The following is a 13,892-nucleotide window of genomic DNA, read 5'->3' as shown; positions in this document are numbered from 1 at the left end:
TTATCAGGTAAGATATTATTCAAAAACAGGAGCCTCTACGGGTTCTGCAATTTCTGCTGTTACATTTTCGGTAGCCTTTTCTTTTTCGTTTTGTTTAATAAAAGTCAAGCCAAGGGATAGTATTAACAGGGGAATGGTCATCCAGATCACCTGGTGGATGCCATAATGGGCAATAACAAAGCCTCCCAGCAAAGTGCCTACTGTAATACCTGCATTAAAAAAAGAGGGCAGCAGGCTGTTGATGAAATCAAGCGCGGTGCCGTGTATACCATCGATAACCAGTAAATTGGCTACTAAGAAGCCCCCGGTATGTACCAAACCCCATACGGATAAAATGATCACCATTGGGATAAACAATCCACCAAACTGGTAAGCCAGCGCATGCATTACGACCAATGCTAATAAAAATAAGCGACTGGTAACCATTATATTCTTACTGAGCGCAATACCTGTAAGCCAGTTACCAATGATACCTGTACCACCAAATACCAGTAACATCATACTAATTTGCATACCGTTCATGTGCGAAACCTTGTTGAGGTATTCGGCCAGGTAACCGTAGGTGGCAAACATACCGGCCAATATAATGGTCGCGGTTAAGAGTTTTACCCATATATGTAATTTGCCCAAAAGTTGTACCTGACTTTTAGGACTTGCATCAGCTTCGTTAACCGGCATAGATGGCACAAATAAGGCCAGCGCGCCAAAGGCTAACAGGTTAATTAAGGCGGATAAAACAAATGAAGCCCTCCAGCTAAACAGATCGGCTATATAGGTAGTTAAGGGTACACCCAATACGGTAGCTACGCTTAAGCCGGCCATTACTATGGCGATAGCCTTTGGCGCATCTTTTGGTCCGGCCTGTTTGGAGGCAGCCGTCATAGATACAGCCCAGAACACCGGGTGCAAGAAGGCCGGTAAAATACGCGCTATCATCAGCACCGTAAAATTCGGCGCTATTGCCGAAAGCAGGTTGGATATCACAAAAATCCCCAGTACCAGGCACATGATGGTTTTGCGGTTCATTTTTGCGGTAAGCATATTGGTAAATGGTCCGGCCAGGGCAACGGTCAAGGCAAAAGCGCTTAACAACCAACCTGCCGTATCAATGGAGATATGAAACTCCTTTACCAGCATAGGCAGTATGCCGATAACCCCAAATTCGGTGGTAATGATGCCGAATGCCCCAAGGGCCATGATATAGATAGATTTTTTCATAGATTTTAGTATTTAAATATTCAAATATTTCGATGTATAAGGTCAAAATAAACCTCTTCTTTTTGGGAAGAGGGGGTTAATCTTTCAATTCGGTCAGGCAGGCTATATACTCGTCCAAGACCTGCTGATTCAGTACGTATTTCAAGTTGCGGCCTTCTTTTTGGGGCAACAATAATTCAGCATCAACCAGTTGTTTCAGGTGATGGGAAACAGAAGGCTGGGTAAGATCCAGCAGATCATTTACCTCGGCGCAATACAGGCAGTCCTTCTTCTTTTTAAATTGTTGTAAAATAGCTATCCGGTTAGCATCGCTCAATGCCCTGGATATTTTTTCTATTTTTTTATTGTCCATTATTTCCGGTCGATCATATTCGTTAACCTATGATCTTTGTACGATACAAAGGTAAATAAAAAATATTAATACATAGAAATGTTTCTATGTATTAATTATGTCATTTAAGTAACAGCAAGCTAATTATGGTTTACACTGTAAACCCACATTTTGATGGTAAAATAAATTAATTATTTGATTATCAATTGTATACGAAAATGTTAACCATGAAAAGTGTAAACCATGTAAACCCACTTTATAAGTAAAATGGCCCCGTTTGGTCGGCATAGTGGTCCATGATTGGACATCGTTCAAAAGGATGTCATGCTGAGCTCCGTCGAAGCATGGTGGGCGGGCTTCTGCGCTCTCCCCTTCGACGGAGCTCAGGGTGACACCCTGTTTTTAAATAAATTTAGTATCCGCCAACTTATTTAACCAAAGGCAGCAGGTCGCGCAATTTACTATTGGTCAGGTAAGCGCCTGCCCAAACCAGTATGCCAAATACTACTGAAAAGTAAAATGGTAACCCAACGCGCACCATGGTAGCGGTAGCTCCACCAAGATAAGCGGTAAGCAGAATTGCTCCTAATATTTTGGTCTTTGGAATGGTGTACAGTATGGTGGAGATCAATAAAGTAATTCCCATCCCCGGTAAGGTGGTCTCGACCCAGCCTAATTTAGCGGAGGCGCTAACGGCGTGCTTTTCGAGTACTATTTTGCCTATCGCGTCAAATAGCAGGAATAATATACAAAGTACACTGATAACGGTACCGGTAATAAATGATGCTTTACTGTTTTTTGTAGTTGCAGGTTGTGATTGAGTAGTTTCCATGAGTTATTGTTTTTTTAGTAAAGGTAGGTTGGATTTAAACCGCGCGTGATGCGCATAAATGACAATTACAGGGGGGAATTACGACAAATTGCTTAGGTCTTAGTCGTCTTTTACGAGGAGAGATCCACTAAAGGGTTCTAATATCCACACATCAATCCAATTACGTATCTTTGCGGCAAATGCAGGTAACAGAGTCAACAACAGCGGTATGGGAAAAGGGCTATAATAATTATGGTCCGTGGTTGCGCGATAAATATAAAGGGCAGCGGGTGTTCAAGGTAATTGTCGATGGTGGTTTTACCTGCCCTAACCGTGATGGTTCCAAAGGCTATGGCGGATGTACCTATTGCAATGTTGATTCCTTTACCCCATCAGTAAGCCGCAACGCCCCTACCATACGCCAGCAGGTAATAGAAGGGATGGAGCGTGCCCGTAAAGGCAATAAGGCTGATAAATTTATTATCTATTTTCAACCGAATACCAATACTTACGCTCCGGCGCATTATCTGAAAATGATGTATGACGAGGCCTTGAGCTACGGTACCGAAGATATTGTAGGCCTGAGTGTAGGCACCCGTCCGGATTGTATCGATATGGAAAAGATAGCCCTGCTCGAGAGCTATACCGACCGTTTTGATGTGGATCTGGAAATGGGTATGGAATCCATTTATAATGATACGCTGTCACAGATCAACCGTGGCTGTAATCACGAAGAATTGGTGAAAGCCTTGAAGCTGGTCGAGAACAGCAAGCTGGATATTTGCGTGCACACCATATTCGGTTTCCCCTGGGAAACGCATGATATGATGTTGAAATATGCCGACGAGATCAATCGTTTTCCGCAAATTAAATTCGTAAAATTCCATCACCTTCATATTGTAGAAGGCTCGGTTATGGGTGTAAAATACAAGCGCGAACCTTTTAAGGTTTTCAGCATTGATGAGTACGCCGATTTCCTGTGTGAACTACTTCCACGTGTACGTCCTGATATTGTGATACAACGCCTGTTTGGTCTGAGCGACCGCGAATTACTGATAGCACCCAACTGGGGCCTCAAAAAATCAGAGATCCAGTATTATATTGACCAAAGGATCCTGAGCCGCGGTGTAGTACAGGGTTCGGCTTTGTAATGTATTGAGATTAGCTTACCATTCTTCCAAAGGATTCAACAAACTCCCATTTACCATTAACTTTCCTGTATAATCTAACAGCAGATTCTGCGCACAGATTACCACAGTAATAGCTGTAAAGCAATAAACAATAATCTCTCTTTTTTGAAAAATATGGTTTGGAAAGCCTGATATATGAGGGTGTATGAATAAACGGATCTGGTTTAGATAACGAGTCAATAAGTTTCATATCCACAACCTTTAAACTATCAAAAACAGACTGTTGCCATTTAATATAAATATGTGATGCCACTTGGGCTTTAATGTATTGAATATCGTCTTTCATCAGACTTTCTTTACAGATCCTTAATATAAATTGGTCGTTATAAATAACACTATCTATAACAAGAAACTTTCTCTTATAGGGAAGCATGTCTCTTTTAAGAATGCTTATCTGATTAAATAATAATTTGGTTTCTTTTGTGTCGAGGTCTACGGGTTTAACACATGATGATAAAATCATTGAAGCAAATACAAGGAAATATAGTTTCATTTTGACGATTTAGGTGATAAGCTAATATACCGATTAAATAGTGGTATCAGATTTGTAAACCTTTAGTTATAAAATAATGGTTTATTAGTTAAATTTATACCTGATTTGTCACAACGAGCGCAACCCAACTACATTCCTGCTTTAACCGGTGTACGTGCAATGGCCGCTTACCTGGTTTTCATATCGCACTTTGCCTATGTTTTTGATGAAAGTTTTCCTCACATTGTGCAACGCTTTTTGGGCGAGTTCCACATTGGTGTAAGCATTTTCTTTGTGCTTTCGGGCTTCTTGATCACTTTCAGGTATTACCAAAACTTTGATGGTTTAAGTAAATCCTGGTTTATGCAGTACCTCAAAAACCGGGTAGCCCGCATTTACCCCATGTATTTTTTACTTACCGTAGCTGCCTTTGTTTACTACTTCATTACTAAAGACGAAACCATAACCAAAGGATATGATTATCCTGTAGCACTCATGCTGATGAACATTACGTTTGTCCGCGGCTTTTTTTATCAGTTTTGGGATACAGGTATAGCCCAGGGCTGGTCGTTAACGGTTGAGGAGTGTTTTTACTTTTCGGCACCGGTTATATTTTTGATCGCCAAGCGTTTTGGTAAGTTCTACATACAGCCGGTTGTGCTTACTTTAACCGGTATTTTATTATACTTTATATCCAGTCATATTAACTGGCATGGTTTCTTTGGCAACTTTACCTTTGTCATGTTATTCACTTTCCTGGGGCGTTGCTTTGAATTTTTTGTGGGGATACAACTGGCCCGCTATGTGCTAAAAAAGGGCTTTACCCGTACCAATAAAGTAAACTATACTTATACCGGTTTCCTGCTCATATTTGTTTGCGTGTTTGTAATGGCACTGCAACCTATCCCCAAAGGCTGGGCCGCAGGTGTAGAGAGCCCTATCGGTATTATTGTTAATAATTACTTTTTATGCATAGCCGTAGCCCTGTTCTTCTACGGTATATTGACCGAAACAACCTTGTTCAAAAAATTCCTGGCATTGCCCTTTATTGAGCTGCTGGGTAAGAGTTCCTATATATTTTACCTGATACACCTGGGTTGGATATATAACTTGATGCATACCTGGTTTGATCATTTAAACGATAAGGTTTTTGAGCTATATGATCAATGGGGCGTAACCTGGCATTCACCTTTTCAGTATGATAGCCTGAACTTGTTATATGCCTTTATCGTACTAAATGCACTGTCCGTAACCTTGTTTAAACTGATCGAGGAGCCGCTAAACCACTATATCCGCCGGTCGAATTTTTTGGTTAAGTATAAACCGAGTCATACCAAATCAATCGTTTAAATAAATAATTAATTAAGAGTTCCCTGAACCAAAGATGAAAAAACTGATACTATCTTGCTTATGTATACTGGTTTTTATAGGCATAAATCCCTATAGATCATTTGCCAGCTGGCCCATAGGTAAATACCGGGATATTGTGATCCCATCCATGTTTCTGTATCATCAAACCGACAGATTTGACCGCGATGGGCACCGTATCAAAGGCGATCCGGGTACCGGGTTTACTTCTTACTCGGCCAATCTTTATGTAGGCTATGGCATTTCACGCAGGCTGGATCTTATTGCCAGCGTGCCTTATGTATACACACAAAACAAATTTGCTAATGGCGATAAGATAACCAATCAGGGTTTGGGTGATCTGTATATGGGCCTGAGCTATAACCTGGTTAATTTTAATTATGTGCGTTATCTATCGGTGCAGGTATCTGGTATAGCCCCGCTCTATAATCGTAGCCTGGAGCTGGGCCTGGGTAATTATGGTGCCGAACTGAAGCTGATGTATTGCGGTAACCTGCCCAAATCTATCGCCAGCAAAGGTTATTTTAATACGGAAGTGGCTTACCGAAGGTATTTTGATGTACAGGGGCCAGATCAGCTGAGCTTTAGTGGTACGGTGGGTTATCCCATCAGTCATCATGATCAATTGAGTTTGGAGTTGTTGTTGTTCCGTTCGTTCAGCTCTAACAAAGCTTTCAATCCTAATATTAACAACGCCCGGGATTATGCGTTTTTTAAACCATCACTCAACTATGGACATCAATTTACCCGCAGGTTCTCTACGTTCATTGGCGGTTATTATACACCCTTTGGTAAAAATACGGGAGTAGGTTATGGTGGTTCTGTTTTGGCAATTATAAAAATATAACATTAGCGATGCGTAACATCAATACATATTTAAAGGGGACTCTGTTTATGCTACTGACCGTGGTCATCCCGGTAGCTAAAGCCCATGCTTTGTATCTGCAAAAGAATAATGAAGGTGAAGTGATACTGGATGCTAAGCCGGCTAACAAAAACGCGCTGTTTAAAGAGGGCGAAGAGATCAGCTATAAGCTAAGCATAAAAAACACTTACAATGAAAAGCAGGAGGGTAAATTCTCCTACATCGTTACATCTGATGATGGTAAAAAGATCTTCGAGAACACTGCCGATTTTTCTGTTGGGGCCGGTAGCTCTAAACGCCTCAACGTAAAAGTAGCGCCTAAAGGGGCAGGCTTTTACCATATCAACTTTATGTTCAACCTGTCGACTTATGACGATACGGTGCGCAAGGTTTTTGGGGTGAACCCTGAGGCTATTACCTCCGAGCTGCATAAACCTGATGATTTTGATCAGTTTTGGCAGGAAACCCGCCAGCAGTTGTCAAAAGTATCGCCGCAGTATAAAGTGATATTGCGTCCGGATCTGTCAACCAAATACAAAAAGGTTTACTCGGTAGAAATGAAATCATATGAAAACCTGCTGATCCGTGGTTGGCTGGTGATCCCTACCGATGGCAGTAAATTTCCGGTGCATTACCGTGTGCCCGGTTATGTGGTAGAGCTTAAACCCAATATGGATAACGACGACTATATAGCGTTTGATATCAACGTTCGTGGTAATGGCAATAGTAAAGATGTGGTGCATATCAACACCGATAATTATAGCACAACCAACATTCAGGATAAAGACAAATACATTTATCGCGGCGTTTATATGGACTGCCTGCGCGGGCTCGATTTTTTGTACTCGCATGCCAATCTCGGTATTGATACCTCCAAAATATTTGTAGAAGGTGGCAGCCAGGGTGGCGCACTGGCTGTAGTTACCACCGGCCTCGATAAAAGGGTTAAGGTACTCACCATGCAGGTACCATTGTATGCAGACATCCGCGATAATTACAGCATATCGGCATCATATAAAGAGCAGGTGGTTCCGTTTAAAATGTTCAGGCAATATAAAAACCGGCACCCTGAATTTAGCTGGGAGCAGTTTTATGCCACGTTTGATTATTATGATCCGCAAAATTTTGCACCGATGGTAAAATGCCCGGTATTGATGGGCATCGGTTTGCTGGATCAGTTTTGCCCGCCGCGTTGCAGCATGGCACTATTTAATCATCTGAGCAGTACCAATAAGGAATTTGTGTGTGTACCAAATTCCACACATGAGGTAGATTTTAACTATTTCATGTTCCAAAACCTTTGGGTTCGCGAAAAATTCCGCATACCCTGATTACGGCACGGTATTAGACTACCCTATGGCGTGTAAGGATTTGAGGGAGTTATTTATAGCAATAAAAATAACGAAATGGTATTTGCGTGGAACGAGGCAATCTCCTAAAGATGGGAACGATGCGACTATATGAAGAAGGAGTTGCTTCAAGCCCGCAAATTAAAATCAAGCACCTTGTAAATATGATCTTTAAAACTACTTTATATAAATTTTTACTAATGGCTGTTGTGCTGCTCATCGTAGTGCAAAGTAAAAGCTATGCGGGCGGTGGTTTCCCGGTTAGGCCAGGAAGGCTTACTTTATCTCCATCGGTAAGTTACTTTTTTGCCGATAAGCAATGGGATTCGCACAGTAATAAAGGTCCTTTTGCGGATAATGGTAAATTTTCTTCATTGAGCACATCATTATACGCTGAGTATGGCCTCAGCAGGCGTTTTACCCTGTCGGCCTTAATACCCTATGCGGCTAATACTTATAAGGATAACACGGCAACCTATAAAAATTCCGGATTTGGTGATGCGGAAGTTGGCATACGGTATTACCTGGCCAATATCAACTATAAATACTATTTCAGTTTACAGGCTACAGCCATTATACCTATGTATACCAATCTTAACCTGGGTTATAACCAAAAAGGCGGCGAATTAAGACTTGCCTTTGCGGGCAGCGGGCACCTGTTTGGTAAAAATAGCTACTTTATACTGGAGAACGGCGTGCGCGAATACTTTGGCTATGAGTCGGTTTTTCAGGATAGGTATAATGCTACTTATGGCTTAACTCTGGATAAAAAATTCAGGGAGCAGATATCAGTAAGCTTTGGCGGATTTTATGCGAGCAGCGATAACAAATCGTTTTCACCAAACCCCAATACCAGTAAAAACTTTGCCTTTAATCAGGTATCAGTAAGTTACGGGCATTCGTTCAGCAAAAAAGTCGCCCTGTTTATAAGCGGTGGAACTTTTGTAACCGGCAGAAATACCGGCGCGGGCAGTAATATTTCGGCATCGTTAAATTATCATATTGATACTAAGTAAATAGCCAGATGGTAAAAACGTTGAATAAACTTAAATATATATTTAGCCTGTTTATCAGTTCTTGCATGCTCTGTATAGGTTTTGCAGGCAACGCTAAACCCGCATCAAAAGCTGATGAAGAGGTGGTAACCAAACTGGTAGCCCACAGCGACGATGGTATTTTTAATTCAAACGCCAGTTATACTTTCGAGGTAAAAAACACCTATCATACAGATCAAACTGGGCGCGTGGCTTACGTGGTTACCACGCCGGCAGGTAAACCCTTGCTGCGGGATTCTATCAGCGTTAAGATCTCCAAAAACAGCAGTAACAGCTATAACTTTACCATACCGGCCATGAAACCGGGTTTTTATAAGATCAATTTCATAATCAATGTATCTGATTATGACGATACCACCAAACGTGTTTTTGGCATAAGAGCAAAAGAGATCAGGTCAAGCCATCCGCGTCCGGCTGATTTTGATAGCTTTTGGCAAACGGCAAAATCGCAACTGGCAGCTGTTAAACCTAATTATAAAGTAACCGAAAAGCCAGAGCTGGAAAAAGATAATCGCCGTGTTTTCCTGTTCGAGATGAAATCATTGGATGATATTACGGTACGTGGTTGGTTAACTATACCTAAAGGCAGTAGCAAGAACCGCCGGTTTCCGGTATTTGTAGGCTTGCCTGGCTACCAGGTTGATTTGAAACCTATGCTGGGTGAGGACGAAGATCTGGCCATCATCACCATCAACGTACGCGGCCAGGGTAACAGTCGTGATGTGATACACCCTAAACGCCCCGATTACATTACCCTCAATATCGAAGACAGGAATAAATATGTGCTGCGCGGCGCCATTATGGATTGTATACGTACCATTGATTTTATCTGTTCGCGACCAGATCTGGACTCTACCCGTATCGAAATATCGGGTGGCAGTATGGGGGGCTTCCTGGCGGTGGCATTGGCAGGTTTAGATAACCGCATCAAACTGGTATCGGCCCAAAACCCTATTCTCGGTGATATCCGCGACCTGGCAGGTGTAGCTGAATGGCCTATTAATGATATTAAAGAATACGTTGCCAACAGACCAGCCCTAAGCTATAACAAGATGATGGATAACCTGGATTATTATGATATCAAGAATTTTGCGCCAAACATCAAATCATCTATACTGGTGGGTGTAGGCTTGCTTGACCACTTGGCACCACCGACAAATTCATTTATTTTTTACAATAGCATTCCTTCTAAGTACGCTACCATCCGTATCTACAAAGATCTGGGGCATGAGGTACCCAAATCATTTTTGGACGAGGATGGGCATAAAATGCGGGATGTTTTTGGGTTGTTTTAAAGGACATACCTTTTCCACGCGTCATTGCGAGGTACGAAGCAATCCCCTTTATACAGGGTGAATAATGCAAATCGTAGAGCGCTCAATTGCCGCTAAGGCTGTTACTTTGTCTTGATACAAAGTAACCAAAAATCAAGTCACTAGAAATGCTTCTTTGCGCTCTTGGCCTTTGCCCTGCAAAGCAGCCAGAATCACGGGCTGCTAAACCTTACCTCCACTTCGTTCACTCATACCCTTGCTTCAGCAAGGTTTGCTAATGCCCCCTGCTACCCCACAGTCCATCATATTCTGCCTGCTTCCGCCCGAAGCTGTTCTGCTGACGGGAAAAGAAGAAAGACAGGCGCCAGAGCATTTTCTTTGGCCCTTGTCTCTAAGAACCCGGCATCTTTCCAAATATCTTTTCAACTGCCTTTTCCCTAAAAGCAAAGATCTCCTTTACCTTATTGGCTACAAAAAGGGTATTGCTTAATCTGCCGAAAATGCCGTAGGGGATGGCGTAATGTAAAATATCGTTCATCAATACGCCTCCATCGATTTCTTTAAAATGGTGTTGGTGATGCCACATGGCGTAAGGGCCAAAGCGTTGCTCGTCTGCAAAATATTGTTTGTCGGCTACATGGGTTATTTCGGTCATCCAGTTCATGTAGATGCCCAGTAGCGGCGCTATTTTATAGGTAATGATCATGCCCGGATATATTTTGGTATCAGCAGTATAATCAGATGTTACCACGAAGTGCACATCGGGTGGAGTGATCTTAGCCAGGTTTAATGGTGACGAGAAAAAATCCCAGGCCATATCTAAACTAATGGGTATGGCCTGTTCTGTTTTTAATACGTATGATTTCATCAAAAGGCTGACAATCCGTGAACACTAATTGTTTGAATCGGCAATAATTTACCGGTGGGTTGTACCAATAGGCAGATCCCTGCGCGACCACTCGCTCCAGGAGCCTACGTACAATTTTGGTCCGATGATTCCAGCGTAAGCCATGCCCAACAGGGTATGACATGCCGTAACACCCGATCCGCAATGTACAATTACCTGGCTGTGATCTACGTTTTCAATAGCATCATTATAAAGCTGTCGCAGCGTTTCTGCCGGGAGATATTTACCATCAGTATCCAGGTTATAAACATAGGGTAAGTTAAGCGCGCCCGGGATATGGCCGGCTATCAGGTCAATCGGTTCAGTCTGACCCAGGTAACGTGGCGTTTCACGAACATCTATCACCATGCGGCTTTCATCATACGCTGCGCTGCCGGTTTCTTCAATATCAACGGTGCCTTCAAATTCACCACGTACAGGGTAAGGGGATACTGGCGTTGGTGTATACTCCTCAGTGCTTAATTCAATGCCGGCTTTTATCGCGGCATTCAGGCCGCCATTCAGTACCTGTACATGGGTGTGACCAATAGCGTTCAGCATCCACCAGAAACGGGCACCGCCAAAGGCGCCTGCCTTGTCGTCATAAACTACTACATGGCTTTCAGGAGTTATACCCAGTTTACCAAGCAAAGCTGCAAAATCATGTATATCGGGCAATGGGTGCCTTCCGCCCTGGGAGGCATCGGTAACTTTAGCAGCAAGATCTTTGTCGAGGTCAACAAAAGCCGCGGTTTTCAGATGGCCGGCAAGGTAGCGTTGGTGTGCATCCTGCCCGGCACGGGCGTCGATAAGAATGGTATTCGCGCCGGACAAAGCCGGGTCGTTGATTTCTATTAGTGGCGACATAGGTATGTTCGATTTGTATAAAAATCAAATATAAATACGTCGCGGCTACTTTTGCGCTTTTACTGCACTATTTTATTGGCACAGTAGGAGCTGGCAAAAGCTTCGGGTTTGGCCTTAAACACAAAGCCCATGCTTAAAATATAACCCATAGCCTCATGCAGGGCCTGGTTCGATTTAAACATCGGGTTGGTGTTGATATCGGCATGTACTTCCAGGTCAACATCATACAAGTCAAGCAGGTCGCAAAGCTTGTAAGCAATGTCGATCGACTTTTGTACTTCGCTCAGCATCCTTTCTTTGATGCTCATTTTTTGCGAGGTACGCTCCTGGTGAATGAACATGAAACCGCCGCGTTGCTCCCGTAAAAAAACAATAACGGTTGCAAAATCGGTTACAGCCCCTTTCACCTGTGAGTCGGTGCCGATACATACTTTGAGTTTGTTGCCGAGGGCGGCCTCCCTTTCAATTGCTCTTTCAACCTCCTCTAAAATGGACGATTGGATAACCTCGCCACTGAATTTTCTCCAGGTCATAAAATTTGTATTAGGTAAATTTTTGCCGACCTTTTTTATGGGTCTATAAAAATAAGCGATAAGGTTTCATATTAACGTAAACACTACGTCATTTATTTGTTAACATTTAACTGATTATTAACACGTTGGAAATTTGGATGCGGCTTTTACCCCGACCTGAGATTATGGCCTGGTACATGTACGGGGAGCGTACTAATAAAAAGAGACGCAAATATGCGTCTCTACAACAAGTGAAAAAAATGTAGAGACGCATATTTGCGTCTCTTATATTATCGGATTTGGGAGGATAGCGCTTCTTTAATGCGGTTTTCGGCTTCCAGTACCAGGTCTTCCATGGGTGCGTTGCCGGGTTCAATGGGGACAAGCACTTCCCAGGTCATAGGTGTAAAAGTATTAAGCGGATAATATCCATAACGGATCATTTTCCAGGAATCCTTGATAGCAATAGGCACCAGCAGCGCCTCAGGACATTTTTTTAATATGGTAGCAATACCACCCACCTGAAAGCTTTTTACGTCGCCATTTTTGGAGCGCGTACCTTCTGGAAATATCACTGCCGACCACTTATTCTCTTTCATACGCAGAGCCAGCTTAACAATTTCGGCAATGGATTGACGGGAATCTTTACGGTCGATATTGGCGCCGCCACCATGTTTCAGGTTATAAGAGATGGAAGGAATACCTTTAGTCAACTCAATTTTTGAGATAAATTTTGCATGATACTTACGCAGGTGCCAAATAAGTGGTGGTATATCAAACAAGCTTTGATGATTGGCTAAAAATATAATAGGGCGACCGGTTGGCAGGTTTTGTTTATTGATAAAAGTAACCGTGTTGCCCAGCAGGTAAGCGGTACTCAGCAAACAAAGGTTTAAAGCGTCGACTGAGCGTTTATGGGCGGCGTATCCAAACAAACGGAAGCTCACCCATTGTATGGGGTGAAAGATAAGGAGTGCCAAAAAAAATGCTACAGTAGCAAAGGGGGATAAAATATAGCCTAAAAACTTTTTCATCGACCAACAAATTTAGTTCTTTTTGTACAAATGAGTTGTTTTATAAGCGATTTTCTGCCAAAAGCAACTGTACTTTTAGTACAGCGGCTACGGTCATGGAGTCGGTGATCAGCCCGTCGCAAACCATTTGATACATTTGGGCAAAGGGGATCTTATGGATGGTCAGCTGTTCGGTATCCTCAGGCTCGGCCTCAAACTGGGTAAGTTCCCGTGCCAGGTAAATAATGCTTAGTTCGTCGCTTACAGAATTGCTCAGGTGCATACGCTGAATTTCCGTCCATTGGCTGGCTTTCAGGCCTGTTTCTTCCAATAATTCACGTTTAGCCGATTCGAGCGGATCCGTACCCTCGGGGCCGCCACCTTCGGGCATTTCCCAACTATATTGGTTCAGCGGAAAACGGAATTGCCCCACCAGGTAAGTATTCAGCTCGTCATCAAGCGGTAGTACACCAATAGCTATGTTTTTGAAATGAACTTTGCCATAAATACCCGGGTTTCCCGAAGGGTTGATGACCTGGTATTCGGTAACGTTTATCCAGGGGTTATCATAAACGTTTTTTTCTGATGTTATTTTCCAGGGGTTTTCTTCAGGATGGTGCATAGCGTTAAAAATAGTAAAAGCCCGTCTAAACTGCGAAGCATTCATTAACACAATAAAAA

The 13,892-nt window shown here is 42.7% G+C and carries 15 protein-coding genes; 6 read left to right on the top strand and 9 right to left on the bottom strand.

Translation table 11 applies throughout. The annotated features are described in order from the left end of the window. Nucleotides 1-15 precede the first annotated feature (15 nt). The 3 genes from BLR84_RS29385 to BLR84_RS29375 all read right to left on the bottom strand — a co-directional run bounded on the left by BLR84_RS29385 (nucleotide 16) and on the right by BLR84_RS29375 (nucleotide 2,381). Complete coding sequence (locus tag BLR84_RS29385) at nucleotides 16-1,218, bottom strand: MFS transporter (protein WP_090473832.1); 1,203 nt, start codon at nucleotides 1,216-1,218, stop codon at nucleotides 16-18. Nucleotides 1,219-1,294: 76 nt separating this feature from the next. Further along, the gene (locus tag BLR84_RS29380) at nucleotides 1,295-1,570 is read right to left on the bottom strand and encodes an ArsR/SmtB family transcription factor (protein WP_090473831.1); all 276 of its coding nucleotides are present in this window, start codon (nucleotides 1,568-1,570) and stop codon (nucleotides 1,295-1,297) included. 406 nt (nucleotides 1,571-1,976) lie between these two features. Beyond that, nucleotides 1,977-2,381, bottom strand: coding sequence for a DoxX family protein (locus BLR84_RS29375; RefSeq protein ID WP_090473830.1), 405 nt, complete (start codon nucleotides 2,379-2,381; stop codon nucleotides 1,977-1,979). Nucleotides 2,382-2,560: 179 nt separating this feature from the next. Here BLR84_RS29375 and BLR84_RS29370 point away from each other — a divergent pair, with 179 nt between their 5' ends. Next, complete coding sequence (locus BLR84_RS29370; protein ID WP_090473829.1) at nucleotides 2,561-3,511, top strand: tRNA modification radical SAM protein MnmL/YtqA; 951 nt, start codon at nucleotides 2,561-2,563, stop codon at nucleotides 3,509-3,511. 10 nt (nucleotides 3,512-3,521) lie between these two features. On the opposite strand, the gene BLR84_RS29365 is transcribed toward BLR84_RS29370, so the two are convergent. After that, nucleotides 3,522-4,043 carry a hypothetical protein gene (locus BLR84_RS29365; protein ID WP_090473828.1) on the bottom strand — a complete coding sequence of 174 codons (522 nt, stop codon included), beginning with the start codon at nucleotides 4,041-4,043 and terminating at the stop codon, nucleotides 3,522-3,524. Between the two features lie 105 nt (nucleotides 4,044-4,148). On the opposite strand from BLR84_RS29365, the gene BLR84_RS29360 reads away from it, so the two are divergent. The 5 genes from BLR84_RS29360 to BLR84_RS29340 all read left to right on the top strand — a co-directional run bounded on the left by BLR84_RS29360 (nucleotide 4,149) and on the right by BLR84_RS29340 (nucleotide 9,954). Further along, entirely contained in the window at nucleotides 4,149-5,372 is a 1,224-nt protein-coding gene (locus BLR84_RS29360; RefSeq protein WP_143014023.1) for an acyltransferase family protein, read from the top strand. Nucleotides 5,373-5,406: 34 nt separating this feature from the next. Next, nucleotides 5,407-6,237: a hypothetical protein gene (locus BLR84_RS29355; RefSeq protein WP_090473826.1), complete on the top strand. Its 831-nt coding sequence runs from the start codon at nucleotides 5,407-5,409 to the stop codon at nucleotides 6,235-6,237. A gap of 8 nt (nucleotides 6,238-6,245) precedes the next feature. Next, complete coding sequence (locus BLR84_RS29350) at nucleotides 6,246-7,586, top strand: acetylxylan esterase (protein WP_090473825.1); 1,341 nt, start codon at nucleotides 6,246-6,248, stop codon at nucleotides 7,584-7,586. A 218-nt stretch (nucleotides 7,587-7,804) separates the two neighbouring features. Further along, nucleotides 7,805-8,620: a hypothetical protein gene (locus BLR84_RS29345; RefSeq protein WP_143014022.1), complete on the top strand. Its 816-nt coding sequence runs from the start codon at nucleotides 7,805-7,807 to the stop codon at nucleotides 8,618-8,620. An 8-nt stretch (nucleotides 8,621-8,628) separates the two neighbouring features. Then, nucleotides 8,629-9,954, top strand: coding sequence for an acetylxylan esterase (locus tag BLR84_RS29340; RefSeq protein ID WP_090473823.1), 1,326 nt, complete (start codon nucleotides 8,629-8,631; stop codon nucleotides 9,952-9,954). A 370-nt stretch (nucleotides 9,955-10,324) separates the two neighbouring features. Here BLR84_RS29340 and BLR84_RS29335 read toward each other — a convergent pair whose 3' ends face one another. The 5 genes from BLR84_RS29335 to BLR84_RS29315 form a co-directional block, all read right to left on the bottom strand. After that, nucleotides 10,325-10,801 carry an SRPBCC family protein gene (locus BLR84_RS29335; protein ID WP_090473822.1) on the bottom strand — a complete coding sequence of 159 codons (477 nt, stop codon included), beginning with the start codon at nucleotides 10,799-10,801 and terminating at the stop codon, nucleotides 10,325-10,327. Between the two features lie 48 nt (nucleotides 10,802-10,849). Then, nucleotides 10,850-11,686 carry a sulfurtransferase gene (locus BLR84_RS29330; RefSeq protein WP_090473821.1) on the bottom strand — a complete coding sequence of 279 codons (837 nt, stop codon included), beginning with the start codon at nucleotides 11,684-11,686 and terminating at the stop codon, nucleotides 10,850-10,852. A 59-nt stretch (nucleotides 11,687-11,745) separates the two neighbouring features. Further along, a complete protein-coding gene (locus BLR84_RS29325; RefSeq protein WP_090473820.1) occupies nucleotides 11,746-12,219 on the bottom strand; it encodes a ribonuclease H-like YkuK family protein in 474 nt (157 codons plus the stop codon). A 269-nt stretch (nucleotides 12,220-12,488) separates the two neighbouring features. Next, nucleotides 12,489-13,232, bottom strand: coding sequence for a lysophospholipid acyltransferase family protein (locus BLR84_RS29320; protein ID WP_090473819.1), 744 nt, complete (start codon nucleotides 13,230-13,232; stop codon nucleotides 12,489-12,491). A gap of 40 nt (nucleotides 13,233-13,272) precedes the next feature. Next, on the bottom strand, nucleotides 13,273-13,833 hold the full coding sequence (locus tag BLR84_RS29315; protein ID WP_090473854.1) for an NUDIX domain-containing protein: 561 nt from the start codon (nucleotides 13,831-13,833) through the stop codon (nucleotides 13,273-13,275). Nucleotides 13,834-13,892: the final 59 nt, after the last annotated feature.

It is taken from the genome of Mucilaginibacter sp. OK268 (assembly GCF_900103125.1).
Classification (GTDB): Bacteria; Bacteroidota; Bacteroidia; order Sphingobacteriales; family Sphingobacteriaceae; genus Mucilaginibacter.
The sequence above is the reverse complement of the archived record's forward strand: the minus strand, read 5'-3'. Positions and strand labels throughout refer to the sequence as shown.

Excerpts from the sequence above, each read along its gene's own strand:
- BLR84_RS29340 (WP_090473823.1), top strand. The coding sequence starts at position 8,629 with ATGGTAAAAACGTTGAATAAACTTAAATATATATTTAGCCTGTTTATC.
- BLR84_RS29320 (WP_090473819.1), bottom strand. The coding sequence starts at position 13,232 with ATGAAAAAGTTTTTAGGCTATATTTTATCCCCCTTTGCTACTGTAGCA.
- BLR84_RS29315 (WP_090473854.1), bottom strand. The coding sequence starts at position 13,833 with ATGCACCATCCTGAAGAAAACCCCTGGAAAATAACATCAGAAAAAAAC.
- BLR84_RS29355 (WP_090473826.1), top strand. The coding sequence starts at position 5,407 with ATGAAAAAACTGATACTATCTTGCTTATGTATACTGGTTTTTATAGGC.
- BLR84_RS29330 (WP_090473821.1), bottom strand. The coding sequence starts at position 11,686 with ATGTCGCCACTAATAGAAATCAACGACCCGGCTTTGTCCGGCGCGAAT.
- BLR84_RS29370 (WP_090473829.1), top strand. The coding sequence starts at position 2,561 with ATGCAGGTAACAGAGTCAACAACAGCGGTATGGGAAAAGGGCTATAAT.
- BLR84_RS29375 (WP_090473830.1), bottom strand. The coding sequence starts at position 2,381 with ATGGAAACTACTCAATCACAACCTGCAACTACAAAAAACAGTAAAGCA.
- BLR84_RS29380 (WP_090473831.1), bottom strand. The coding sequence starts at position 1,570 with ATGGACAATAAAAAAATAGAAAAAATATCCAGGGCATTGAGCGATGCT.
- BLR84_RS29335 (WP_090473822.1), bottom strand. The coding sequence starts at position 10,801 with ATGAAATCATACGTATTAAAAACAGAACAGGCCATACCCATTAGTTTA.
- BLR84_RS29350 (WP_090473825.1), top strand. The coding sequence starts at position 6,246 with ATGCGTAACATCAATACATATTTAAAGGGGACTCTGTTTATGCTACTG.
- BLR84_RS29385 (WP_090473832.1), bottom strand. The coding sequence starts at position 1,218 with ATGAAAAAATCTATCTATATCATGGCCCTTGGGGCATTCGGCATCATT.
- BLR84_RS29365 (WP_090473828.1), bottom strand. The coding sequence starts at position 4,043 with ATGAAACTATATTTCCTTGTATTTGCTTCAATGATTTTATCATCATGT.
- BLR84_RS29345 (WP_143014022.1), top strand. The coding sequence starts at position 7,805 with ATGGCTGTTGTGCTGCTCATCGTAGTGCAAAGTAAAAGCTATGCGGGC.
- BLR84_RS29325 (WP_090473820.1), bottom strand. The coding sequence starts at position 12,219 with ATGACCTGGAGAAAATTCAGTGGCGAGGTTATCCAATCGTCCATTTTA.